Annotated in this window: 13 protein-coding genes; 8 read left to right on the top strand and 5 right to left on the bottom strand. The window is 50.5% G+C overall.

Annotated features, from left to right (window positions below):
- Nucleotides 1–9 precede the first annotated feature (9 nt).
- A complete protein-coding gene (locus OGX99_RS07310; protein ID WP_286543085.1) occupies nt 10–3,153 on the top strand; it encodes a CusA/CzcA family heavy metal efflux RND transporter in 3,144 nt (1,047 codons plus the stop codon).
- A 661-nt stretch (nt 3,154–3,814) separates the two neighbouring features.
- On the opposite strand, the gene rclR is transcribed toward OGX99_RS07310, so the two are convergent.
- Nucleotides 3,815–4,669 carry a reactive chlorine-specific transcriptional regulator RclR gene (rclR, locus tag OGX99_RS07305; protein WP_151218697.1) on the bottom strand — a complete coding sequence of 285 codons (855 nt, stop codon included), beginning with the start codon at nt 4,667–4,669 and terminating at the stop codon, nt 3,815–3,817.
- 235 nt (nt 4,670–4,904) lie between these two features.
- Here rclR and rclA point away from each other — a divergent pair, with 235 nt between their 5' ends.
- The 6 genes from rclA (at nt 4,905) to OGX99_RS07275 (ending at nt 9,947) form a co-directional block, all read left to right on the top strand.
- The gene (rclA, locus tag OGX99_RS07300) at nt 4,905–6,230 is read left to right on the top strand and encodes a reactive chlorine resistance oxidoreductase RclA (RefSeq protein ID WP_286543083.1); all 1,326 of its coding nucleotides are present in this window, start codon (nt 4,905–4,907) and stop codon (nt 6,228–6,230) included.
- Nucleotides 6,231–6,395: 165 nt separating this feature from the next.
- Nucleotides 6,396–6,632: a reactive chlorine resistance periplasmic protein RclB gene (gene rclB / locus OGX99_RS07295; protein ID WP_353655336.1), complete on the top strand. Its 237-nt coding sequence runs from the start codon at nt 6,396–6,398 to the stop codon at nt 6,630–6,632.
- A gap of 11 nt (nt 6,633–6,643) precedes the next feature.
- The gene (rclC, locus tag OGX99_RS07290) at nt 6,644–7,204 is read left to right on the top strand and encodes a reactive chlorine resistance membrane protein RclC (RefSeq protein WP_151218700.1); all 561 of its coding nucleotides are present in this window, start codon (nt 6,644–6,646) and stop codon (nt 7,202–7,204) included.
- 576 nt (nt 7,205–7,780) lie between these two features.
- The gene (locus OGX99_RS07285) at nt 7,781–8,476 is read left to right on the top strand and encodes a PilZ domain-containing protein (RefSeq protein WP_151224896.1); all 696 of its coding nucleotides are present in this window, start codon (nt 7,781–7,783) and stop codon (nt 8,474–8,476) included.
- 20 nt (nt 8,477–8,496) lie between these two features.
- A complete protein-coding gene (locus OGX99_RS07280; protein ID WP_187252857.1) occupies nt 8,497–9,078 on the top strand; it encodes a helix-turn-helix domain-containing protein in 582 nt (193 codons plus the stop codon).
- Between the two features lie 101 nt (nt 9,079–9,179).
- A complete protein-coding gene (locus OGX99_RS07275; RefSeq protein WP_151218703.1) occupies nt 9,180–9,947 on the top strand; it encodes an EAL domain-containing protein in 768 nt (255 codons plus the stop codon).
- 111 nt (nt 9,948–10,058) lie between these two features.
- Here OGX99_RS07275 and OGX99_RS07270 read toward each other — a convergent pair whose 3' ends face one another.
- The 3 genes from OGX99_RS07270 to OGX99_RS07260 all read right to left on the bottom strand — a co-directional run bounded on the left by OGX99_RS07270 (nt 10,059) and on the right by OGX99_RS07260 (nt 21,958).
- Entirely contained in the window at nt 10,059–19,391 is a 9,333-nt protein-coding gene (locus OGX99_RS07270; RefSeq protein ID WP_286543078.1) for an autotransporter outer membrane beta-barrel domain-containing protein, read from the bottom strand.
- A gap of 194 nt (nt 19,392–19,585) precedes the next feature.
- Nucleotides 19,586–20,164, bottom strand: coding sequence for a LuxR C-terminal-related transcriptional regulator (locus tag OGX99_RS07265; protein WP_210904797.1), 579 nt, complete (start codon nt 20,162–20,164; stop codon nt 19,586–19,588).
- A gap of 618 nt (nt 20,165–20,782) precedes the next feature.
- Nucleotides 20,783–21,958, bottom strand: a complete 1,176-nt coding sequence (locus tag OGX99_RS07260; protein WP_151218704.1) for a coiled-coil domain-containing protein — start codon at nt 21,956–21,958, stop codon at nt 20,783–20,785.
- 246 nt (nt 21,959–22,204) lie between these two features.
- On the opposite strand from OGX99_RS07260, the gene pheP reads away from it, so the two are divergent.
- Nucleotides 22,205–23,599, top strand: a complete 1,395-nt coding sequence (pheP, locus tag OGX99_RS07255) for a phenylalanine transporter (protein ID WP_151218705.1) — start codon at nt 22,205–22,207, stop codon at nt 23,597–23,599.
- A 54-nt stretch (nt 23,600–23,653) separates the two neighbouring features.
- Here the strand turns inward: pheP and OGX99_RS07250 are convergent, their stop codons facing one another.
- Nucleotides 23,654–24,898, bottom strand: a complete 1,245-nt coding sequence (locus OGX99_RS07250; RefSeq protein ID WP_286543074.1) for a mechanosensitive ion channel family protein — start codon at nt 24,896–24,898, stop codon at nt 23,654–23,656.
- Nucleotides 24,899–24,925: the final 27 nt, after the last annotated feature.

Raw genomic sequence — 24,925 nt, 5'->3', positions numbered from 1 at the left:
ATATGATAAATGATTGAATGGATTATCCGCCGCTCGGTGGCAAACCGTTTTTTGGTGATGATGGGGGCGCTGTTTCTCAGTATTTGGGGAACCTGGACCATCATCAATACCCCGGTTGATGCGCTGCCCGATCTCTCTGATGTGCAGGTGATCGTCAAAACCAGCTATCCGGGACAGGCGCCGCAAATTGTCGAGAATCAGGTTACTTATCCGCTGACTACCACCATGCTGTCGGTACCGGGCGCGAAGACGGTGCGTGGGTTCTCGCAGTTTGGCGATTCCTACGTATATGTCATTTTCGAGGATGGCACCGATCCTTACTGGGCACGCTCGCGCGTCCTCGAGTACCTCAACCAGGTGCAGGGAAAATTACCGACAGGCGTTAGCGCGGAAATGGGACCGGATGCCACGGGTGTCGGCTGGATTTTTGAGTACGCGCTGGTGGATCGCAGCGGGAAACATGACCTGGCAGAATTACGTTCTTTGCAGGACTGGTTTTTAAAATATGAGTTAAAAACGATTCCTAACGTGGCTGAGGTGGCCTCGGTAGGCGGCGTGGTTAAACAGTACCAGGTCGTTATCGATCCCATGAAGTTGACGCAATATGGTATTAGCCTGGCGGAGGTGAAGTCTGCGCTGGACACGTCGAATCAGGAAGCGGGCGGCTCGTCTGTCGAGATGGCTGAGGCGGAATATATGGTCCGCGCGAGTGGATATCTACAAACGCTTGATGATTTCAATAATATCGTCCTGAAAACCGGGGCCGATGGTGTGCCTGTTTACCTGCGTGATGTGGCGCGTGTGCAGATTGGGCCGGAAATGCGCCGTGGGATTGCCGAACTGAACGGCGAAGGCGAAGTGGCGGGCGGGGTGGTTATTCTGCGGTCCGGTAAAAATGCGCGTGAGGTTATTTCCGCGGTTAAAGCCAAACTTGACACGTTGAAAAGCAGTCTGCCGGAAGGCGTAGAAATAGTTACAACATACGATCGCAGCCAGCTCATCGATCGCGCCATTGATAACCTGAGCTACAAGCTGCTGGAAGAGTTTATCGTTGTTGCGTTGGTGTGCGCGCTGTTCTTGTGGCATCTGCGTTCGGCATTAGTGGCGATTATTTCCCTGCCGTTGGGGCTGTGTATCGCGTTTATCGTGATGCATTTCCAGGGATTGAACGCCAATATCATGTCGCTGGGGGGCATTGCCATTGCCGTCGGGGCGATGGTTGATGCCGCCATCGTGATGATTGAAAACGCCCATAAGCGGTTGGAAGAATGGGGGCATCAGCATCCGGATGAAAAACTGGATAATGCAACGCGCTGGAAGGTGATTACCGACGCTTCAGTAGAGGTTGGTCCGGCACTGTTCATCAGCCTGTTGATTATTACCCTGTCATTTATCCCCATCTTCACGCTGGAGGGGCAGGAAGGGCGACTGTTCGGCCCGCTGGCGTTCACCAAAACGTATGCCATGGCAGGTGCGGCGTTTCTGGCCATCGTGGTTATTCCGATCCTGATGGGATTCTGGATCCGCGGAAAAATACCTGCAGAAAGCAGCAACCCGCTTAACCGTTTCCTGATCCGTATTTACCATCCGCTATTGCTGAAGGTATTGCACTGGCCCAAGACCACCATTCTGGTGGCGGTGCTTTCAATACTTACGGTTATCTACCCGCTGAATAAAGTCGGCGGTGAATTCCTGCCACAAATTAACGAAGGCGATCTGCTGTATATGCCTTCAACCCTCCCGGGGATCTCGGCAGCGCAGGCGGCGGATATGCTGCAAAAAACCGATAAGCTGATCATGACCGTGCCGGAAGTGGCGCGCGTGTTTGGTAAAACCGGTAAGGCTGAAACGGCAACGGACTCCGCACCGCTGGAAATGGTTGAAACGACGATCCAACTGAAGCCGCAGGAGCAGTGGCGTCCGGGTATGACGATGGACAAAATTATCGCCGAACTCGACAAAACCGTGCGCTTGCCGGGGCTGGCGAATCTGTGGGTTCCGCCTATTCGTAACCGTATCGACATGCTTTCTACCGGCATCAAAAGCCCCATTGGGATAAAGGTGTCAGGAAACGTTCTGGCTGATATCGACGCCACGGCAGAACAAATTGAAGAGGTGGCCAGAACCGTGCCGGGCGTCTCTTCTGCGCTTGCTGAGCGCCTGGTCGGGGGGCGCTATATCAATGTGGATATTAATCGGGAGAAAGCGGCTCGCTACGGCATGACCGTCGGCGCAGTGCAACTGTTTGTCACCTCGGCGGTCGGAGGTGCAATGGTCGGCGAAACGGTGGAAGGGATTGCACGTTATCCGATTAACCTTCGCTATGCGCAGAGCTATCGCGATAATCCGCAAGCGCTGCGTACTCTGCCGATCCTGACGCCCATGAAGCAGCAAATCACGCTGGCTGATGTTGCAGATGTGACGGTGGTTTCAGGTCCATCGATGTTGAAAACCGAAGATGCGCGACCCACCAGTTGGATTTACATCGACGCACGCGATCGTGACATGGTTTCGGTAGTGAACGATCTGAAAAAAGCGATCGCTGAAAACGTACAGTTAAAGCCGGGGACCAGCGTGGCGTTTTCCGGGCAGTTCGAGCTGCTTGAACGTGCCAGTCATAAGCTCAAACTGATGGTGCCGATGACGCTGATGATTATTTTTGTCCTGCTGTATCTGGCTTTCCGCCGCTTTGGCGAAGCGCTGTTGATTATCACCAGCGTGCCCTTTGCGCTGGTGGGGGGGATCTGGTTCCTCTACTGGATGGGGTTCCATATGTCGGTTGCGACCGGAACCGGATTTATCGCCCTGGCCGGCGTCGCTGCAGAGTTTGGCGTGGTGATGCTGATGTATTTGCGCCACGCCATTGAAGCCGAACCCGCGCTGGAGAATCCGCAAACCTTTACCGCAGATAAGCTGGATGAGGCGTTATATCAAGGTGCGGTGCTTCGTGTGCGTCCGAAAGCGATGACCGTGGCGGTAATTATTGCGGGTCTGCTGCCTATTTTGTGGGGGACGGGAGCTGGCTCAGAAGTCATGAGCCGCATAGCCGCGCCGATGATTGGCGGCATGATCACCGCACCATTGCTCTCACTGTTCATTATTCCGGCCGCTTATAAGCTGATGTGGCTGCACAGACATCGCGGCCAAAAGTAATGCCATGAAGTGCTCGCCTGCCTTAATACTTATCAGTTAATGAACCGGAGGTAATGAATCTGTTGCCTCCGTCGCATTGCTACGTTCACCTTATGTTTTTCACTTCTCTGAAACCATACTGCCAGTGAACGTGTTAAGGGTACTATCGCCGTACCCTTAACAATCCCGGCTCCCGGCGGGAAAATTGTTGCTACGCAATACCCTCCGCTTATTCCTCCAGGCTACCGGGCCGGGCGCGAGGTAGCGTCCCTGCAAAACGCGCCCTGAGCCAGCATCCATGCTGGCTCTCCCGGCCTTACGGAAACACGTCGGCAATTTTCAGCCGGACCAGCCCACACCTGACCACCTGTATTTTTATTTGAATATATCTGAACAGCAACGCAGATTTAACTGGAAGTCAGAGCGTTGCAGCGATGACCCCAACCCGACAGGCAGACGGCATAAGACGAATGACAAAATTGCCGGGAGCAATTTTGAACAGCGCTTGCGCTGGCCCCGTAAGAGGTGAGCCTCCCTTGCTCGTTCACGGGTATCAGTGCCTCAGAGAAATGACACACATAAGGTGAACGGAACCCTGAGCCGGAATCATATGTTCCCTGTAATGTTTAACTAACTGGCATTACTCGCCTGCCTCGGTTTTACTGCTGAAGCAGGCGTTGCGTTATGCCGCCAACGCTTTCACGCGTTTGCGGTACTCGCCCGGCGTGCAGCCAAATTCCCGTAAAAAGACTTTGTGAAACGACGATTCGCTGGCGTAACCCACCGACTCGGCAATCACGATCAACGGCTGTGTACCACGTGACAGCATCTGGGCGGCGAACTGCAGGCGTAGCGCGGTTAACACCGCCAGCGGCGTGGAATTTGATACTTCACGGAATAGCTGTGCGAAGCTGGCCCGCGACATGTGTGCACGTTTTGCCAGTTCTTCGACGGTCCAGGCAAAAGCTGGTGACTCCAGCATCATGAATACAACGGCTCCCAGCCTGGGGTGCAGCAGTAAATTCAGCACATTTTTCGCAGGGGTCGACTGGGCAAGCCACTCGCGAACAGTTAATGCGAACAGCGTCGCGCATTGCTGGCTGCAAACGATGCTGGAGCCAGGCAGGTTGTTGATGTATTCCTCCTGCAATAGCGCAATCATGGCCTTCAACCAATGGCTGACGGGGCTGTTCTCCTCAGGCGCCAGTAATAATACTTCCGGAAGCGCGGTTAAAAAATAGCGTGAAGATGTCTGTAATCGCAGGCTCCCACAGACAATATGCGTTTGCTCTTCCCCTGTCTGACACAGCCGATGTGCGGAGTTTTGCGGCAGAATGACTATTGTTCCAGGGCGTAACGTGGAAGATGTTCCGTCAGGCATATCCAGTTGAGCGAATCCCTGGGTTACCGTATGCCAGCGAATAACGGACAGTTCACCCGCTGCATGAGGTAGTTGCCAGTCCCTGCTCAGCAGGCAGTTTTGATCTATCGAGCCCTGCGGGTCGTTAAGCGTAAGTAATCGGCTAAGTGCATCCATAAAGACTCCTGGGCAGTTTTTGTTGGTGCTGATCAAGATGAAAAAAATATGCTATTCATAATTTTATTAATATCTTTATGTGATTATCTTATTTCCTCGCAGAGTTGAGTGGAAGCGAAAAAATGGTGTTTTAGACGATCTGACAGTAATTGGCGCGTTAAAGATACATTGTTCCTGCATCGCTAAACCTATAATTCAGTTCAACAAACGAACAGTGACATGGCGGAGAGACAGCATGAATCAGTATCAGGCGATCGTTATCGGATTTGGCAAAGCGGGTAAAACGCTGGCGGCTACCCTGGCGAAAACGGGCTGGCGAGTGGCGATTATTGAACAGTCAAACACCATGTATGGCGGAACATGTATCAATATCGGCTGTATTCCAACCAAAACCCTGGTACACGATGCTGAACTTCAGCATGACTTTGCCGCGGCGATGCAGCGCAAGGCCTCTGTTGTCAGCTTTCTGCGTGATAAAAACTTCCATAATCTTGCCGATCTGGAAAACGTGGATGTGATTGAAGGTCGTGCAGAATTCATTGATAACCATACAGTGCGGGTCATGCAGCCAACCGGCGAGCTTGAGCTAAGCGGCGAGAAGATCTTTATTAATACCGGTGCACAGGCAACGATGCCGAACGTGGCCGGGTTAACGACCACACCTGGCGTGTTTGACAGCACCGGGCTGTTAAATTTGACGCACCGTCCGGAACGTTTGGGGATTTTGGGCGGCGGGTATATTGGTGTCGAATTCGCTTCAATGTTTGCCAACTTCGGCAGCAAGGTCACCATTTATGAAGCTGCGCCACAGTTTTTAGCGCGCGAAGATCGGGATATTGCCGAAGCTATCGCTAACATTTTACGCGACAAAGGTGTTGAGATTATCCTCAATGCAAGGGTGCAGGCGGTTTCATCCCACGACGGCGAGGTGCAGGTGCAAATGCCGGAAGGGGCTCAGACTGTGGATGCGCTGCTGGTGGCATCTGGCCGCAAACCGGCGACTGAAAATCTACAGTTGCAAAACGCGGGTGTGGATGTCAACGAACACGGCGCTATTGTGGTGAATAAATATTTGCGTACTTCGGCAGACAATATCTGGGCCATGGGCGATGTGACGGGGGGATTACAATTTACTTATATCTCGCTGGATGACTTCCGTATTGTACGTGATAACTTGTTAGGCGAGGGGTTACGTCACACCGGCGATCGTCAAAATATACCGTATTCTGTCTTCATAACCCCGCCGCTTTCCCGCGTGGGGATGACCGAAGAGCAAGCTCGCGCCAGCGGCGCGGTGGTACAGGTAGTCACTCTGCCTGTCGCGGCTATCCCGCGAGCACGGGTGATGAATGACACGCGTGGCGTACTTAAAGCGGTGGTAGATAGCGAAACGAAACAGATATTAGGCGTATCCCTGCTGTGCGTGGATTCTCATGAGATGATTAATATTATTAAGACCGTTATGGATGCTGGTTTGCCTTTCACCACACTGCGCGATCAAATATTTACGCATCCGAGTATGAGTGAATCACTCAACGATCTCTTCTCTCTCGTAAAATAATAATAATGTAGCTGCATGATTGCTCCACCTGTGTGGAGCTTTTTTTATCATAAATAAAGTAATACGCATGAACAGTTTTTCTGGCGTTATGCAGTAAATAAGATAAACAGCGATGTTTTATTCTATTGAGACTGAAATCACTTGTTAATGGAAATAGAAATGAACATGCTTAAAACTTCATTATTGTTGACTGCTTTACTCACTGCGCCGGTAACATTTTCTGTTCTGGCACAACAGCCGGTTGAAGTCGCTCGCGTCAGCGTGTCGGCAATTGCCGCGGCACCTTCTGTCGTTGAGGATGCCATCGCAAAACTAGCCCAGGAAAAGGATGCCACTTCGTGGAAAATTACTTCAATGCGTATAGACAGCAGTACTCACGCTACGGCAATTTTGTATAAGTGAGGAGCATCTGCATGGAAAAGTATCTGCGTTTACTCGGCAAGGGCGATAGAATTGGATTAACGTTGATTCGTCTCAGCATTGCCCTTGTATTTATGTGGATTGGTCTGTTGAAGTTTGTACCTTACGAAGCAGACAGTATTACACCATTTGTCGCCAATAGTCCGGTAATGTCATTTTTCTACGAACATCCCACAGAATATAAGCAGCACTTAACCCACGAAGGTGAGTTTAAACCGCAGGAGCGTGAATGGCAGAAGGCGAATAACACGTATACGTTCTCCAATGGCCTGGGCGTAGTCGAAGTGCTTATCGCATTGCTGGTGCTGGCTAATCCTGTTAGTCGTTGGTTGGGATTACTGGGTGGCATACTGGCATTTGCCACGCCGATTGTTACGTTATCATTTTTAATTACTACACCAGAAGCATGGGTGATGCCGTTGGGAGATTTGCACCACGGTTTTCCTTACTTGTCCGGAGCCGGGCGTCTGGTGTTGAAAGACACATTAATGTTGGCGGGAGCGGTGATGATCATCGCAGATTCATCCCGATCAATTCTTAAGCAAAAGTATTGAATTTTTAGCGTTGTACCCTCTGTAAGATAGTAAGCCTCTATAGTTCGATTCGGTAATTACCGGGCCAGCAGGACGCTGGCCTTTTTTCTGCCCTAAGGGAAATTATTTTACATGCGAAATAAAATAATTCACTTTATCACAATAACCTGTGGAGGTTATATTGATGATTAATAATATGGTTTCGTAAGTATTTTATTTCTTCTTTCGATAGTGCGCCAGTTCGCAAACTGCATAGTTCCTTCATCAAAACTCACTCATTTCCCTCTATTTTTTTCTGTGCAATTCTTACTATTTGTTATCTCAAAATGACATCTCAAAATTGATTGTTATTCATTTTTGTTATAATTAATCAACACGTTCGCATGGTTTTAAGCATGGCTTCAGCTAAAATTAACGTTGATTAAATGTTTTTACGTATCAATAAATGGCTAAAGATAGCTAAAAACTTAATTTTTAACCAACTGTTCGACATGGAATCCACTATGGTAATTAAGCACCAAGGGTGGATGCTGATCTCGCGTTTTGTGAGTAACCAATAGCAAGACATGTCTTAAATATGGAAATAAGGGTTTTAGAATGAGCTTTGGATTAGCAAAGGACAACAAGTTTGAAATCATAGCTACCCTTCGTGAAGAGCTGCACAAGAAAACGAAACTGGAAGTGTTATGTGAAAACAGTAGCGTTATCACTCAGTTAGAGAAGGTTGATTTCGAGCGGTTTGTTATCTCCGGACACGAAGACATTGTACCTGAAAAGGTCCAATACTTTATCCTGCATAGTGAAAGCGGGATTGTAAAATTTAGTGCCAGATTCGAACAAACCCCATTAACAGGTGCGGAAGTGGGATTATCCTACCTCATCCCGGATTTGATTTTCTTTGCCCAGCAGAGACAAAACCAGCGTTTTTCCTTCATGAAGGGGTATGACTTTTTCTGTTTTGGTCGTTACAAGAACGGAGAAAACTACTCGCTGAAGATTAAAAACATCTCTCAGGGTGGTTGTGCGTTAATCGCTGAAGATGTTAACGCCCGTTTTCTTTACAAAGATGCGGTGATTAAAAGCGCTTCACTGGATTTTGACACGTTTGGCAGTTTGCAGTTGGATTTAAAAGTTATTGATGTCGTCGCGATCAACGAATTTGATGAAGATAATCAATTGTATTCCTGCCATCAGATTTCGTGTGGGTTCGATTTTAAAAACCGTCGTGAAGAGACTGAAGTCGAGAAGATTATTATTAAATTTTTAATGAGTAACAAGATTAAAAGCTTATAGGAGTGGTGAACAGGATGTTGATGTGTGGTAGTGATAATTTTGTGGGCAACGGTCTGTTCGCCTACCTGACAAGCAAACATGTACCGATACAAACATTCCAGTTTGAGGATATGTTGCATCAGTCATCATTATGCCAGCATCAAACTATGGTTTTTAATATCATTGATAATGAACAACCGTGCTCAGCTATTGTAGATTTTCTGAATAAAAACCGATTTAAGTTTTATAATAACGTCGTGGTAATTATTGCTGATAGTTTGGTGGCAAAATTATGTGTGGAGTTATTATATGTCGAGAAAACAATAGTTTTGACCGAGAAATCTTCACTGCGTGATTTCGGTCAATTGGCGTCGTTAACGGTCGGGAAATGGAATCCCCGACTATATCGTTCGCAGAAGAAACTAACTGAGAGAGAGCAGCAGATTCTGAATTTGTTGGTAAATGGTTATACCGCCAAAGAAATTTCTGAGTTGGTGAGCCTGAACTATAAAACTATTCAGGCTCATAAGATGCGGGTCGTCGCCAAGCTGGGGCTGACTAATACTTCTGATTTAAATAAATTAATAGTCAGATTTACTCATCGAACGTCTTTTTTACCGTAACCTGACTATTCTTATCTGATGTAACACACCTAATAGTAGATACAATTCGGGAGTGATGTTGACTGGTTTTAAATTTTCATGATTTGTCGAGGGGAAGGTGAATGTTTAATTCCAGTGAGGTGCTAACCGCGCTTGAAAAAGCATTGAATACCAGTCAGCTTTATATGGTTTATCAGCCCATTTTTAATTTGCGTACTCAGTGTATTAGCGGGTTTGAAGCGTTAATGCGTTGGAATAGCCCTCAGATGGGTATGATCTCTCCCGATGTTTTTATTACGTTACTGGAGGACAGCGGCAATATCCTTTCAATTGAAGATATGGTTAGCTGCACGCCATGGGATGTTGCAACCCGCTGGCCAGATTACCTGGTATTATCAATCAACATTTCCGCACTTGAATTCTGCGATCCTCTGTTACCTCAACGCGTCAGAAAAAATCTTATCACCTGTGGTTTGCCGGCCAACCGATGTCAGGTAGAGGTCACGGAAACGTCACCGCTGTGCGACAGTCTGGTCGCGGCTAAAAATATGAAAGAGCTGAAGGCGATAGGGGTCAAACTTGCTCTTGACGATTTTGGAACCGGGCACGCTAATCTTAATTACCTGTTGAAGTATCCTTTTGATACCTTAAAAATCGATAAAGAATTTGTCACCGGCATTGAACCCGACACCCGCTCAACAAAGATTGTGGAGGGTATCATTTCACTGGCGCACAATTTTGGGATTGAAGTTCTTGCCGAAGGGGTGGAAACCCAATCCGAACTGGACCGTTTGATGCAGATGGGTTGTGACAAAATCCAAGGATTTTTCATTTCTCCTCCGGTGTTAGCAGAAGAGATCCCGTTACTCTTAACGCACTATAATCGTTAATCCCTCCAGGTTTTAACCTCTTCAATCATCACTTCGTTGCTGCCAGTCCGTAGCCCTGAAAGGCAAAAAAAAGCCCCCTGCTTAACAGGGGGCTGGCGAGTTTATGTCAGCTTAGAACGATTTCTTGAAGCCGATAGATGCATTGACGGGTGCTTCGACCTGTGACTTACTGCCACCGTTGCTGAATTGCGTACCCAGTTCACCGTAGACCTGCAGATTTCTGTCGATAGACCATGACAGGCCGGCTGCAACTTCAGTGCTGGAGTATTGTTGTGAAGACTCAAGCGTGGTGGTAGCTACCGCATTGCTAAAGTGCGTTTTGTCTTTTGAACCCAGACCCTGCCAGACGTTGACTCTGCCGTATGGCTGGAATTTGCCATGAGTGGTGTCATAGTCAGCGACCAGACGCACGCCCAGACGCGCGGTAAAGGAATCCGCGGAATCCATTTTCACTTTCGTTTGGGTCACACCATCAAGCGTACCGTTATCAAAGTCGCTGTATTGATAGATCAACTGAGCCTGCGGTTCCAGACTCCATGCGCTGGCGCCTAAACGGAACGATTTACCCACCTCTGTCGATGCCGTCAACGTGTTGCCTTTGACGGTATACGAACCGTTATTACCGGTCGCCGCCAGGCGGGATTTATGGTTACCGTACTGCAGGACGTTATCAACATACATGCCGTCACCCGAGAACCAGGTAGCGTAACCGCCGACGTAAAACGCGTTGTCGTCGATATTGCCGCCTTTGCCGTCGCTGCCGGTTTTCGTGCCTTTCACGTTGCTGTCGATATCCAGGATGCTGGTATACATCCCGGCTTTCCAGCTTTCGTTCGCATACATATCGACGCCAACCTGAATACCCATGGTATGGGTGCTGGTTTGCGTCCTGGCCGCATCATCCAGTTTGGTTTTACCGGAGTAGCCAATCATTCTGGCCCAGGCGCGATTGTCTTCATCAAGTCCCGGTTTAACCTCGTCGCCCATACGCTGGTGCATGTTGCCTAACAGGCTGATGTCCCCCTGACGAACCACGCTGGCGAGACCAGAATACAGCATGGTTTCTGGACGGTATTCGCTTCTCAGATACCAGTTTTCGCCCTGACCCTGCGCATTCCCGGCATGCAGTTGGTACTCAAATGCGCCCGCAGCCATACACTCTGCGGCAAGATGAAAGGCGTCCCGCGAGGTTTGCGCTGTGGTGGTTGCACCGTTGAGTGCGGTGACGACTTCGATACCATCACCGATGGTCGGTGCGCCAAGACCGGAACCATCGACATCCAGCAGCGTACTGCCGCTGGCTTTACCGCCATCAATAATCAGACGGTCGGCAATACCTGCGCCGCTATCGTTCTGGATAGCCGCCATGTTGATGGTGCCTTTTTCGCCGGTATAATCCCCTTTGACGGTTAAGGTTGTGCCAGGTTGCTGACCGATGAGCGATACATCGCCGCCGTTGCTCAGTCCCGCTACCGTCTGGTTATAGCCCTGCGTGTTCAGCGTGCTGTCCGCGACAACGTAGTGGTGCGATGCCGCACTCAGAGTGTTGGTATTCCCCGCCTGCAGCACGCCGTTGGCAATCAGCGTTGCGCCGCTGTAGCTGTTTTCACCTTGCAGCTCCGTCACACCGCTACCGGTCTGATGCAGCTGGCCTTTGCCACTGATATTTCCGGTCAGTGCCAGGGTATCGCCACGATTAACGTTGAGTACGCCATTATCAACGATATCCCCCTGAATGCTGCCGATATCACCACCGTTACCCAGCTGTAAAACGCCTTGTTCGATGGTGGTGCCACCGGTGTAGGTGTTATCCAGCGTCAGGGTGAGGGAGCCTTTGCCCGTTTTGGTCAGTTGACCGTTACCTTCGACTTCCGTCAGTAGAGAAACGTCATGTCCGTTGGTGTCGAATGTCCCGCCGCCGGATTCCAGCGTTACCTGACGGGCGGTATCAAACGCTTCGCCATATTTCAGCGTACCACCGTTGAAGGTAATTCCCGTATCTGCCGCACCGAGGTTGGCATCGCCCGCCACCTGTAACGTACCTGAGGTGATGGTGGTGCCACCGCTGTAAGTATTGTCGCCGGTGAGAATCAGTGTACCGAGATCGCCTTTATTCAGGCCACCGGTACCGCGGATCACGCTGTCGATGGTGGCGGTGTAACTGGCGCCATCTACCGTGCCATCGCCGACGCGAATCAGCGTATTGGCGGTATCGGTAGTGATGGCCTCCCCGCCGACGCGATAACCATCGGTAGCGAACTGCGCGCCGCTGATGATGACATCGCCTTGGCTGTTATCGACGGTTACGTTACCCGCTTCGCCCTGGAAGACGGCGAATGCGGCATCGGTAAACGGTGCGTTCAATGCGCCTTCTGGCGTCGATTCATCCGTTGTCCAGTTGTCGTTACCCTGGCTGGATTGCCAGATACCGTCGCCGCCGTTGATGACGCCGTTGTTTTTCAGCTCGCCATTCTCACCGCCGGTACCGTCCCAGAAGCGCAGCGTCAGTCCGGCATGGTTGACCAGGTTAACCTGGTTTTTGACCGAAGTTTGTACGTACAAACTGTCCGCGGCTTCCGGCGCGTTAGCAATATCCATCACGTTGTTGGTTAATGTGCCGGTGTAGTTGATGACGCGATAAACGCCAACGTCAAAGCTTCCGCCCGGAGAGGTCTCAATGTTGAGTTTACCGTCGAGCGTCAGATCGCCATTCACGTCGATCAGGTCGTTGAACGCGCCGCCGGGGGTATAAGCCTGACCAAACTGGTAATCCAGTTGGGCGTTATCGCTCAGCGTCAGTGAACCGGTAGTCAGTTTGCCCACGCTGTTGATGGCGGCCCCGGCGGTAATATGACCATCGTCCAGCACATCAACCGCGCCGCCGATAATACCGTTACCGCCGAGCGTGGCCCCGGATTTCACCGTCACCTGACCGGTCGCTGCAGACTGATTACCGTTGACCAGCAGCACGCCTTCGTTAACGTCCGTGGTGCCGGTCCAGGTGTTGTCGCCCGTCAGCGTTAACGTGCCGTCGCCGATTTTCACCAGGCTGCCATCGTTGCCACTGATAATACCGCTAATGGTGTCGGCCAGATGCAGATTCCCCAGCGACAATTCTCTATTGCCCAGTTCGACATTACCCGCGCCGGACAACGAACCGATAGACGTTGCGCTGTTGACTGCGCTCACATCAACCATACCACCCGCCAGGTTTTTAACGACGGTATTCTCTGCCATTGCCTGGTCAGCAAAGGTCATCAGTCCGCTGTTAGTTACATCGGCATTGCCGCCGCTGGCGTTTTCTTCCAGTGCCAGCGTGCTGTCTTTCGCTACGCTAACCGTCGCGTTGCCCGCAGTGGCGTTATTGGTTAACAGCGCTTTCGCTGTGCCCGTCAGGTGCAGTTTGGCGCTGGCGGCAGTCACGGTATCGGCCAACGTTAACAGGCTGTCGGCGATGTTTATCGTCAGAGATTGCAGACTGGTCTCCGCGCCACTGACGTTGAGGGTTGCACCGTTGTTGACGCTCACGGTGCTGCTCTCATTACTGCCGAACGCGCCGGTTTTGCTGACGTTGACCGCCACATTGTTGGCATTGCCGGTGCCGGCAATTTCGGTGTCGCCTTTGTAGCTGTTCGCGCGCTCAAGCGACAGAGTACTGCCCGCATCGCTTGAACTGCTGGTGACTTTCAGTTTACCGTCGCCGGTAATCTCACCGGTTGGCGTGAAGTGGTGCGAATTAAGGTCAAACACCGCCGCGTTTTCATTCGCGCCAAGCGTAATGGTGCGATTGCTGGTCAGGTCCGCGCCCATCTGCAGCGTGGAGCCGTTATTGATAGCCAGGTCGGTACCGCTCTGGCCGAGGTTGCTGTCGGCAGAGATTTGTAACGTACCACCGTCAATGCGCGTGCCGCCGCGATACTCGTTATCACCGCTGAGGATCAGACGACCCAGGTCGGTTTTCACCAGCGTCAGCTTGTCATTGGTGCTGGCTTCGCGGATGACGGACTCAATGGTTGCGGTATAGTTTTGCCCTGCGCCACCGGCACCAACGCGTAGCAACAGTTCACCGGTCCCCGGCGTCTGGCCTGCGTGGGTCGCTGTTTCCGTTGTGGCATGCGCGTTAAGTGTGTCACCTCTCACGACATAGCCATCGGCATCAAACTGCGCCCCGGAGAAGTGAACTTCGCCCGCAGCGTTATCCACGGTGACGGTCCCGCCTTTGGTGGTGAAGATCGCAAAGGATTTCTGCGCCCACGGCGCGTTACCGTCGCCCGTTGCGGTGGTCCAGTTGTTATCACCCTGGCTGCCAATCGCCATCCATTTGCCGTCGCCGCCGTCAATTTTGCTGTCGCCTTCAATGCCGGACGCGCCGTGGTTCTGATTGATGGTTGCGCCGTCCCAGAAGTGTAGGGTAACGCCGTTGGCATTTACCAGGTTGACCTGTTTGTCGATAGAGGTCTGGACAAAAATGTTGCTCTTATCCTGACTGTCCGGCACAACGCCCAGATCCAGCGTCTGGTTATTCAATGTCCCGCCGTAGTTATAAATACGGTATACGCCTGGTCCGAAGCTACCGCCCTGTGAAGTAGTAACATCCAGAGTTCCGTCCAGTTGCAAATCGCCTGCGACGTTAATCAGATCGTTTAGCGCACCGCCCGGCATATAGGCCTGACCCAGTTCGAAAGCGGAGGTCGTTTTGCTGCCAAGCTGCAGATTACCGTTAATGGATAACGTACCCGCACCGCCGTCACCGGCGCTGAGGGTAGAGGCATCGTTCATCAGCACGTCGCCGCCGATCACCCCGTTACCCCCCAGCGTCGCCGTACCGCTTACTTTGGTCACACCCGTCGCGGCACTCTGATTCCCTTTCACCAGTAGCGTACCGCTGGTGACGGTCGTGTCGCCGGTATAGGTGTTATTGCCCGTCAGGCGAGTAATACCGTTACCAATCTGCTGTAACGCACCGATCCCGGAGATTACGCCGCCAAGCAGCACATCATTGGCCCGATTAATCGCCAGTACGCCATTGTCGATGATGTCAGACACGGCGTTGACTCCGCCTGTATTTCCGCCGTCACCCAACTGCAGCGTGCCGGTTTGAGCAATAGTGGTAGAGCCGGTATAGGTGTTGTTGGCGGTAAAGACGGTGGTGCCGTCCGCCGCGCGTTCAAACTTCCCATCACCGCTGATGACGCCGTTATAGATCTGTGCCGCCGTCGTGTCGCCCTGCGTGTCAAAGATGACTCGGCTGCCTGCACCCTGAGTCGTCACATTGTAGTCAGCGATGGTCGCGGCAGTGCTGGTGGACTCGCCGTGATCGCCGGTACGCAGCGTTGCGCCATTGGTAACCGCAATGGTTTTACTTGCCAGATTCAGGTTTTCAACGATGCGGACATCCGCGTTTGACCCGCTGAGGGTTAGCGAATCCCAGCCGGTGCCAATATTCGTGCCGGTAGTCAGGTTGTCGCTGACCAGCGTTCCAATCTTCGCATCTTTTGTATCGGTAAAGGTGAGGGCGTTGTCCGTACCCGCAGCGGTAATGATGTGGCGCGTTTTATCCAGCGTCACATTGCCGATGTTAGCTTTATTGTTGCCGCCAGTACCGGCGAAATTCACTTCGCCGGCATAGGTGCCGCTGCGCCAGTTGAAGGTGTCTGCACCTGCACCGGTATTGATTACGCCGCTGGTGACACCGCCGCTGATATCAATAGTGTCATTGCCTGTACCGGACTGAATGGCCACCGCCGTGTCGTTGATGGCCTCCAGAGTTCCGGTGTTGGTAATGGCTTTACTGCTGTCTCCGCTGGCGTCGATTACCGGGGAGGTGGTGCTTGCAGAGATAATCTTGCCACTGTTGGTCAATGCGCTGACGTTTTTTGCGATGATTGCCGAACCGCCTGCGCTGTCATGCACGTTAATATCGGCATTGGTGGTGATGTGCCCGTTAGTATTGGCGCGAATCCCGCTGCCTTCGCTGTTCAATACCTCAATGGTATAGCCTTTACCGATGGTCAGATTGCCCGTCACCGCGTCACCATTGCGCTGTTCAAAGGCGAAGCCGGTACCTTTACCACTAACGTTGAGAATATTGTTCAACCCATCTTTCATGTTCAGCGCAACGCTGGTACGGATCCCCGGACCATCGTTGGCGTTGATCGTGACGTTGTTGAGCGTGATGTCGGTATTGTTGGCATCGTTTTGAATGCCCGCGCCAGTCCCTTTCGCGCTAATCGTTACCCCTTTTGCAGCCAGCTTACCGGCCCCTGTATCGAGGCGAATACCATCAGCCGAACCATCGGTCGTGATGGCATCACCGGCATTACCGGTAATACTCAAACTGGCACCATTGGTCAGCAGAACGCCTGCGGTTCCGTCATCGACTTGAATCTGACCCAGTTTTTTAATTTGTGCGTTCGAACCAGAAGCTTGTACGCCGATGCCGTTACTCACATGTAAGGCAGCAGTCGCGTTATTGGTTAAACTCCCGCCTTGTTGCACGTTAACCCCAATGCTGTCGGTGCTGGCAAGATCGATACTCGCCTGAGTATCGAGGATCAGGCTGCCCTGGTTCCTTGCCACATAGGCAATGACCTTGTTGCCGGTAGCTTCTGAAGTGATTTTTGCGTTTGAAGTGAGAGTAGTCGCAACGGCGCTACCCTCTGCACTGCCATTCAACTGATGTGCCTGACCATCCACAACCCCGGCAACGGTCCTTTCACCGGTTAAATTGATGGTTGTTTTATCGCTGATGTTACCTGTGGCGCCGCCTTCTATCAGCAGTGCGGCGGAGTCGGTACCCTGCACGGTGAACGTGGCTTCGCCGGTATCAACTTTACTGTTTACGCCCGTTGCAAATACGCCAACGGACTGTTCGCCGTTTAAGGTCAGTTCAAGGTTAGAGCTGGCCTGACCGTCAGGCGTGGTGGTGTTACCGGCCAGCATTGCGCCATTGGCAATACGGAAAATGGTGGTGCGATCCTGTCCGTTGTCATTCATTACTGCCTGACCAATATTGGCAGTCGCGCCTTTACCATACAGGTAGTAGCCAATCTGATCGGTGCTGTTGAATGCCGGGCTACTCAGGTTGTCGACGTTAGCGACGGCGTTATCACGTACGTGTACACCGATGTTCCCGGCTTTGTTTAGCGTGATGTTGGAATAGACGTTGACCACCGCCTTCCCATCTTTGCCACCCTCAGCCCAGACGGCATAGTTACGGTTCCCGACACTACCTTCACCGTCCACGATGATAGAGCCAGCATCGCTGGTGGTGGCTTCGGCATTTTTGTGCGTTGCGCTTACGTGGATCCCGACGTTGTTGGTGCCATTGACGTTTATCTTGCCGTCATTGCGGATTTCCTGATTATTTTCAGCGCCACTATCACGCACGGTGATGCCGTAATTCTTAATGTTGCCTGCGCTGGAATCGCCATTGAGCACGATATTTCCGGTATTGAATACATTGCCGGCCGCGTTACCAATCAGAATACCTGCAGCATTACGTACGCCGGTTCCCAGCGTGATAAGGCCGTTGTTAATCACCTCTTTGGCGCTCTTGGTCATGATCCCGGCGCTCAGGCTGGAACCGCCAGCCATGGTGACATCTTTAGAGGGAGCGCTTGCGTTGCGACCAAGATAAATAGTGGCATCCGCGCTGTTGGTAAAGGTGGCATTGTCGGCGACTTCTACGCCATAGGCGGTACCTTTAGCATAGGATGCACCGTTTTTGCTCCCTTCCACGACGTTGATATCGCCGTTGTTGACCCCTTGCGCATTGTCAGACAGTTGCATACCAATGGCCAGCGTCAGCGAGCCTGCGGGGTCGTCCTTGCTCCAGGGATCGGCCGCAGAAGCGGTGCCGAAGTTATCGGTGGTTATCGCCTGGTTGATGGTACCTTCGTTGGTGACTTGACTGGTGCCTTGCCCTTGCATACCAAATGCGCCATAGCTGTTGACGTTTTGGTTACCGTCTTTATCAATAAACAGCCCGGAGTTGATGATCCCGCTGTTGGTTGCCGTCGCATCTTTAGCCAGCATACCAATCGCCAGGCTCTGCCCGGTCGAAGTACGCAATGCGTTCAGTTCGCCCAGGTTAGTGATAACCCCACCATCAATGGCTTTCATCACGCCATTAATACTGCCGTCAACGGCAATAATCGCGTCTTTATTCAGAGTGCCGGAGGTGCCCGCACCATTGGCGTAGATAGCATGCAGCTCACCACGACCGGCGGTGGCGTTGTTGGTATGCGACTCGCCGTCAGTCCAGACCTCGTAATCCCAACTGAGCACGTCAGCGGGTTTACTGGAATTGATCAGACTATCAATCAGCCCGGCGTACTTGGTTTGTGCGGCGGTGACGGTCGTCACCTCCTTTGCATCCAGCCACAGCTGGATTTGGCTGACTTTTTCGCCTTCAGGGTTTTCTGCCGCGTCGTCGCTATTGCCCAGCAGCCAGTCGTTGAAATCGGCCAGCTCCTGCGTGTTGGTAATGCTAAACGTGCGTTCACCGGTTTCGACTACCTGACCCTCCGCATCGTAGCCGTAGGTCATCAGCGTCACATCATCGCCAAACACGGATGTTTGCTTTGAACCGGAGAACATTTTTGGCGGCACAACCGGAGCTGCGTTAAATTTGATGTAGTTATCCGATTGCCAGTTTACCTGGCTACCCGCATCCTGAGCCTCCAGTAAGGAGGAGTCTTTGGCCAGTAACTCGATGGTATTGAGCTGGTCGCGAACATTGAGCGTGTCGTTGCCAATATTCAGGTTAGCAATGGATCTATTGGTCGCCAGCGCGATACCAAATTGCTTATAGATTTCTGACTTCTGCGCATCATAGGTGTTTAATACCGCATCGCCGATTTGCGCTTCGGTAAGAAAGCCACTTAACGCATTAGTATCAAAGACTTTGATGGTTGTTGTTTCGCCGGGAAACGCCGGGTCGTTGATAGCAAATTCTGTGCTCTGTGACGGCGTTGACGATTGGTTGTAAGTCAGGTATTCCGCCAGATCTTCAGCAGTGGTGATTGTTTTAACGCTTTGGTCAGGGCTGGTAGCCTGCAGCGTGATTTTGCCACTTTCCAGCAACTCCCGGATAGTGGTTGATTCAACAACGCCGCTTTGGCCTGGACTAAATGTTGGGATTGCGCCACTGATATTAAGTGCCTGACCGGTGGTGTTATCTTCATATAAGAAACCATAGTCGTGGACATCCTCATATATTCCAGCGGAAATACCTGTCTGGTAGTCGATAAAAATATTGTGCTCACCGATATCGACAATTGGAGTAGCCGAAGCCAGCATTGACGCACCGCTTAATGCGCCAGCTGCCAGTACGGCGACAGTTTTTCGCGAACTGCTTTTTTTCTTGCCTTTGGTTAATTCAGAAACGACTACCCAGATACCGAGCGCCGCGTTCCAAATAATGCTGTAAACTTTGTTCATATATAACCCTTGTCTACATTCCTGTTATGTATGTGTTAATACGTTGAGTTGTTGGCTATGGCTGGCACGCGGATGTGCTACCCGGTAATAAATTTTGGGAAATGGGTTTTCCTTCCGTGCGGTGCGGAATTAAAAATGAGCCGAAAGGAAAATTTTTAAAAAATAACCGTGATAATTGTCCTTAAGTAAGTCAGTTACGGCTGGCTATAGTGGGAAATTGTGTACTTGAGCCGGGTATTATTTTTGCCGAGTTTTCTGGCAATGTTGCTTTTGTATGCCCCGATGGTTTTCTCACTTTTCTGTGACGCACCGGCGATTTGCGCCAGCGACCATCCCCGGGCTAGCATCATCATTACGTTGAATTCGTTGGCTGTGATTTTTGTGTGTAGTTCTTTGATACTTTGTTGTTTTTTGTTTTGCGTGATACGTGTGACGGTCTGTAATAGCTGATCAAGGCTGGTGTCTTGATCGAGAAATTGCATGTTCTTGCCGCAAACGGTTTGAAAAATGGTAAAGGTAGCTTCATCTGCCAGAACAATAATTCTGGTAGCAGGACGTAAAGCCATATTGCGGATAATCCTGGCATATTTTAAAAAATCAGATTTGTCAGGATTAATAATGATGCAATCCGTTTCATAAGGAAGCATTTTGACGGCAGAAAGCGTCTGAGAGGAGTAATACGTGATATCAATATATAATGATAAACCACGTAGGATTTCTCGCATGCCTAGCCAGGGGTAAATTGAGTCACCCAAAAAAATAGCCTTAGACATAACGATCTCCTTGAAATTTTGGTGCAAGCAGTCGCCTCTTTTTTTAGACTAAAAAAAGAATTTTTGACGACGCATGAAATATTAATTAAAAATCGTATAACGTTCTTCGGCGTGAACGCATCCTTATTTATTTCAGACTCAACAGATATTCTCTGTATTTATTTGAAGCATTAACTATTCTTAAGGTAGATATTACACTTTGTTAAAATTTAAGATAAATCGTTTATTTCACCTCTGAGCACAACATTGATAGATTTCACTTATGGATCGGGATAATAATAAAAAGGAGGTTTGTATAAAGACAGGGGTATTCCTGGGATTAAAGAAAGGTATTTATATGCAATTGCTTAAGTTTCAAGAAGATACTCATTTTTCTTCATGGTATTAATTGAGTGTAGGAGGATTCTTAATCCTGACCAGGACAGAGAAAGCGGAAGGTTAGAAGAAGAGGTAAATATTGCCGAATTTGCACCTATTGGCTAATAATAGGATTATTACAGATTATATTTCTGCAATAAATCCAATTATTGGAATTTTATCCTTTTTTGATCTTTTTGTGCCTAATTTTGAAATCTGGCTTGCAGGTATCATTTTGTCTTCATGCGCTAGCGATAGCGCTTAGCCCGCCAACAGCTCCTGTTCAACCTGGTGCACCTGTTGTTCCAGCGTATTGCGGATTTCTGTAAGTGCCCGTTGTTGATCGGAGAAATAGGCCTCTTTATCCGTCACGGAGGTGGCAAGCCGCCAGGCGTTCTCAGCTTCCAGTTCGGTAATCTCTTTCAGCAACGCATTAATTTGTTCTCTGAGCTGCTGTATTTTGCTGCGTAAATGCTGCAGATCGTTCAATCGGTCACTCGCCATCATCGGTTCGAGGCCACTTTGCAATTGAGTCAGTAGCGCCCGAACGGCGGCAAGATCGGCATTTTGGCGCGCCTGGTTCAGTTGAACCATCATCTGATGCGCTTTCTCTTTTAGACAGTCCGCCACTACATCCGGATGGCAAAGACGGCTGGCCTGACGCCACAGGCGTTTTAACTCATTACGTTCATCAGCGGAAAGTCGTTGGTCACGGCTAAAACGGTGCAGTGCATCCTGCTGCTGCTCCTGATACTCATCATATTCATGGCTGGCCTCTTCCTGTGCCTGGCGGGTTGCGCTGTCGTCCTGGCGAGAAAAATCGTTTTCCAGTTCACGAATCTCTGCCAGCAGGGCAGTAATAAGCTCAGTTTGTTGCTGAATGCGTTGACGTGTTTCCACCGATTCACGCGAATCTGAATTCAGATTCATCCACTGCTGCTTGAGCCTGGCCAGTTGATCAACGGCCTGGGAAATATAGTGCTGGCAGGATTGGTAGTCTTTCTCCCGGCGTTTTCGCTCAGCTTCCTGTTTACGCTGGGCGCTGGCGGCGAGCTGTTTACGCAACTCGAGGATCCGGCTCATCAGCGGCCCAAGGCGAAGGTGATACAGATCGTTGAAATCATCGAGGATTTGAATGCGCGTGTTGCGTTTATCGATCAGGTCACGCAGCTGAGTTTCGAGCGCTTTGAGTTCCAGTTTACTGGCGGCAATAGCTGGATCTTGCCACGTAGAGACTGCCCGTTGAGATTGCAGCCAGGATGAGATTTCACGCAAGGCATCACTAAAGCGTCGTTCTTCGATCGCCTGCACAATAGTATCTGGTACGACGGATAAGGGCTCATTTTTCAGATGTTCTACCTGCTGGAAAATAATCTCCTCATCTTCCAGTTCAATAGCACTTTTGACGATTTCCAGTCGTTTAATGATCTTATTCATGACAGTCGTTGCCTGGCCTGACTCAAAAACGAGTGCCTGAAACACAGCTGGTTCACCCGTTTGAAAATGTTAGAAAAACAGTAAAGCGCATTCTGTGGCCTGTCATGCCTTTTCGTCCAGAATAATTCACCGTAATTATGAACAAACGCAATGCTACAGGCACGGCAGGTCCTTATTGCGCCTTGCGACAACCAGGTTGAAATGTTAAAAGGAGCCCCTTCAATAAAAACGACACAGGGGAAGGGCGTGAAAAACGCGTCAACTGCATCTGACACCAGCGTGTCTGATGCCGCGTCGACGAATGAGCCGACGCTTCAGCGAGGGTTGCAAAACCGCCATATTCAGTTAATTGCGCTGGGCGGTGCAATTGGTACCGGCCTGTTTTTGGGCATTGGCCCGGCTATTCAGATGGCGGGACCTGCGGTGTTACTGGGTTACGGCGTTGCCGGGATAATCGCTTTTTTGATTATGCGTCAACTGGGCGAAATGGTGGTGGAAGAACCCGTTTCTGGATCGTTTGCCCATTTTGCTTATAAATACTGGGGACCGTTCGCGGGATTTCTGTCCGGCTGGAACTACTGGGTGATGTTTGTGCTGGTCGGCATGGCGGAACTGACTGCGGCTGGGATCTACATGCAGTACTGGTTGCCCGATGTCCCAACCTGGATTTGGGCTGCGGCATTCTTTGTGATTATCAATGCCGTCAACCTGGTCAACGTGCGTCTCTATGGTGAAACGGAATTCTGGTTTGCGCTGATCAAAGTGCTGGCCATTATCGGCATGATTGGTTTTGGCGTATGGATGCTGTTTTCCGGCAACGGCGGGGAACATGCAAGCATCGATAACCTGTGGCGTTACAACGGCTTTTTTGCCACCGGCTGGAACGGATTAATTCTGTCACTGGCGGTGATTATGTTTTCCTTTGGCGGACTGGAGCTTATCGGAATTACCGCCGCGGAAGCGCAGGATCCGCAGAAAAGTATTCCGAAGGCGGTCAACCAGGTGGTGTACCGTATTCTGCTGTTTTACATTGGTTCTCTGGTGGTGCTGCTGGCGCTGTACCCATGGGTGGAAGTGAAGTCCAACAGCAGCCCGTTCGTGATGATTTTTCATAACCTTGACAGCAATGTGGTGGCTTCTGCGCTGAACTTTGTCATTCTGGTGGCTTCGCTGTCGGTGTATAACAGCGGCGTCTACTCCAACAGTCGTATGCTGTTTGGTCTCTCCGTTCAGGGGAACGCGCCGAAGTTCTTAACCCGTGTCAGCCGTCGCGGCGTACCGGTGAATTCGCTGATGCTCTCCGGTGCTATTACGTCGCTGGTGGTACTGATCAACTATGTGCTGCCGCAAAAGGCGTTTAGCCTGCTGATGGCGCTGGTGGTGGCGACGTTGCTGCTGAACTGGATTATGATCTGTCTGGCGCATCTGCGATTCCGGGCGGCGATGCGTCGCAAGGGACGTGATACGCAGTTCAAAGCGCTGCTGTACCCGGCGGGGAACTACCTGTGTATTGCTTTCCTCGGCATGATTCTGGTGCTGATGTGTACGATGGATGATATGCGTTTGTCAGCTATCCTGCTGCCGGTGTGGATCCTGTTCCTGTTCGTTACCTTCAAACTGCTGCGTCGTAAGTCTCGCTAAGTTTATACCGATCTCATCCTGGTGATGAGATCGGTCATTTATCTATTCTACGGATTAACGCTGAAACACGCCTGACAGCGCGCGAATATCATTTCCGGTAGGCGACTGATGAATGCGTAAACCAAACTCTTCGACCACCGCAAATATATGGTCGAAAATATCAGCCTGAATACTCTCATATTCCAGCCAGACCACCGTATTGGTAAAGGCATAAATTTCGATCGGTAAACCGTGATCGTCTGGCGCAAGCTGGCGTACCATTAACGTCATATCTTTGCGAATACGCGGGTGGTGACGCAAATACTCGTTCAGATAGGCGCGGAAAGTACCAATATTGGTCATCCGACGGTGATTCAATACCGATTCAGGCGCATCTAATTGCTGATTCCACGCGTCGATTTCCTGATGGCGCGTGGTCAAATACGGTTTCAGCAGGTGCGCTTTATGCAGCCTCTGACGTTCATCCTCATCAAGAAAATGAATGCTGGTGGCATCAATGCTAATGCTGCGTTTAATTCTCCGACCACCGGAAGCGGACATCCCACTCCAGTTTTTAAAGGAATCTGATACCAGTGACCAGGTAGGAATAGTGGTGATGGTATTATCCCAGTTACGCACTTTTACGGTAGTTAAGCCAATATCAATAACCGCGCCATCTGCACCGTATTTCGGCATTTCCAGCCAATCGCCAAGCTTAAGCATGTCGTTAGCGGAGAGCTGTATTCCGGCCACCAGACCGAGGATCGGGTCCTTAAACACCAGCATTAATACGGCTGCCATCGCACCCAGGCCGCTTATCAGTATTGCCGGCGATTGGCCAATCAGCAGGGAAATCATCAGGATCCCGACAAGAATCGCGGCAATCAGTTTGATACCCTGAAATATACCTTTCAAGGGTAATTGGGATGCGGCAGGGAGTTTTTGCGACAGGTTGAGAATAACGTCCAGCAGAGAAAACAGGGACAGCAGGGCGTACATCATGATCCACAGCTGTGCGCAGGTCACTAATATATCTGCCGCTTCACTGCCTTTTTGTAGCCAGAGTGTAGCCTGTATATTGACGATGATACCTTGCAGCGTAAACGCCAGGCGGTGGAATAATTTGTTCTGTGTGATAATTTGCAACCACAGACGGGAACTGGTACTGGCGCGTTTTTCAAATGCGCGTAATACCACCCAGTGCAAAATAACGTGAACAATAATGGCGGTGAGAAAAATAATGCCAAAAATCATCACCAGCGAGGTGGTGTGATTTATTTCAATGCCGAGTTCTTCTACCTGAGATATCAATTCCTGCATAACGTCTCCTTAATAAACAGCGGTCTA

The sequence above is a fragment of the Citrobacter sp. Cu096 genome (genome assembly GCF_030332285.1).
In the GTDB taxonomy this organism is placed as follows: Bacteria; Pseudomonadota; Gammaproteobacteria; order Enterobacterales; family Enterobacteriaceae; genus Citrobacter; species Citrobacter meridianamericanus.
Note: the sequence above shows the minus strand (reverse complement) of the source record. Positions and strands in the feature narration are given on the sequence as shown.

What these genes read in the sequence shown, in the direction of transcription:
- OGX99_RS07275 (WP_151218703.1), top strand. Translation starts at nt 9,180, where the DNA reads ATGTTTAATTCCAGTGAGGTGCTAACCGCGCTTGAAAAAGCATTGAAT.
- rclB (WP_353655336.1), top strand. Translation starts at nt 6,396, where the DNA reads ATGCTTAAAACTTCATTATTGTTGACTGCTTTACTCACTGCGCCGGTA.
- OGX99_RS07270 (WP_286543078.1), bottom strand. Translation starts at nt 19,391, where the DNA reads ATGAACAAAGTTTACAGCATTATTTGGAACGCGGCGCTCGGTATCTGG.
- OGX99_RS07310 (WP_286543085.1), top strand. Translation starts at nt 10, where the DNA reads ATGATTGAATGGATTATCCGCCGCTCGGTGGCAAACCGTTTTTTGGTG.
- rclA (WP_286543083.1), top strand. Translation starts at nt 4,905, where the DNA reads ATGAATCAGTATCAGGCGATCGTTATCGGATTTGGCAAAGCGGGTAAA.
- rclR (WP_151218697.1), bottom strand. Translation starts at nt 4,669, where the DNA reads ATGGATGCACTTAGCCGATTACTTACGCTTAACGACCCGCAGGGCTCG.
- rclC (WP_151218700.1), top strand. Translation starts at nt 6,644, where the DNA reads ATGGAAAAGTATCTGCGTTTACTCGGCAAGGGCGATAGAATTGGATTA.
- OGX99_RS07260 (WP_151218704.1), bottom strand. Translation starts at nt 21,958, where the DNA reads ATGAATAAGATCATTAAACGACTGGAAATCGTCAAAAGTGCTATTGAA.
- OGX99_RS07250 (WP_286543074.1), bottom strand. Translation starts at nt 24,898, where the DNA reads ATGCAGGAATTGATATCTCAGGTAGAAGAACTCGGCATTGAAATAAAT.
- OGX99_RS07265 (WP_210904797.1), bottom strand. Translation starts at nt 20,164, where the DNA reads ATGTCTAAGGCTATTTTTTTGGGTGACTCAATTTACCCCTGGCTAGGC.
- OGX99_RS07280 (WP_187252857.1), top strand. Translation starts at nt 8,497, where the DNA reads ATGTGTGGTAGTGATAATTTTGTGGGCAACGGTCTGTTCGCCTACCTG.
- OGX99_RS07285 (WP_151224896.1), top strand. Translation starts at nt 7,781, where the DNA reads ATGAGCTTTGGATTAGCAAAGGACAACAAGTTTGAAATCATAGCTACC.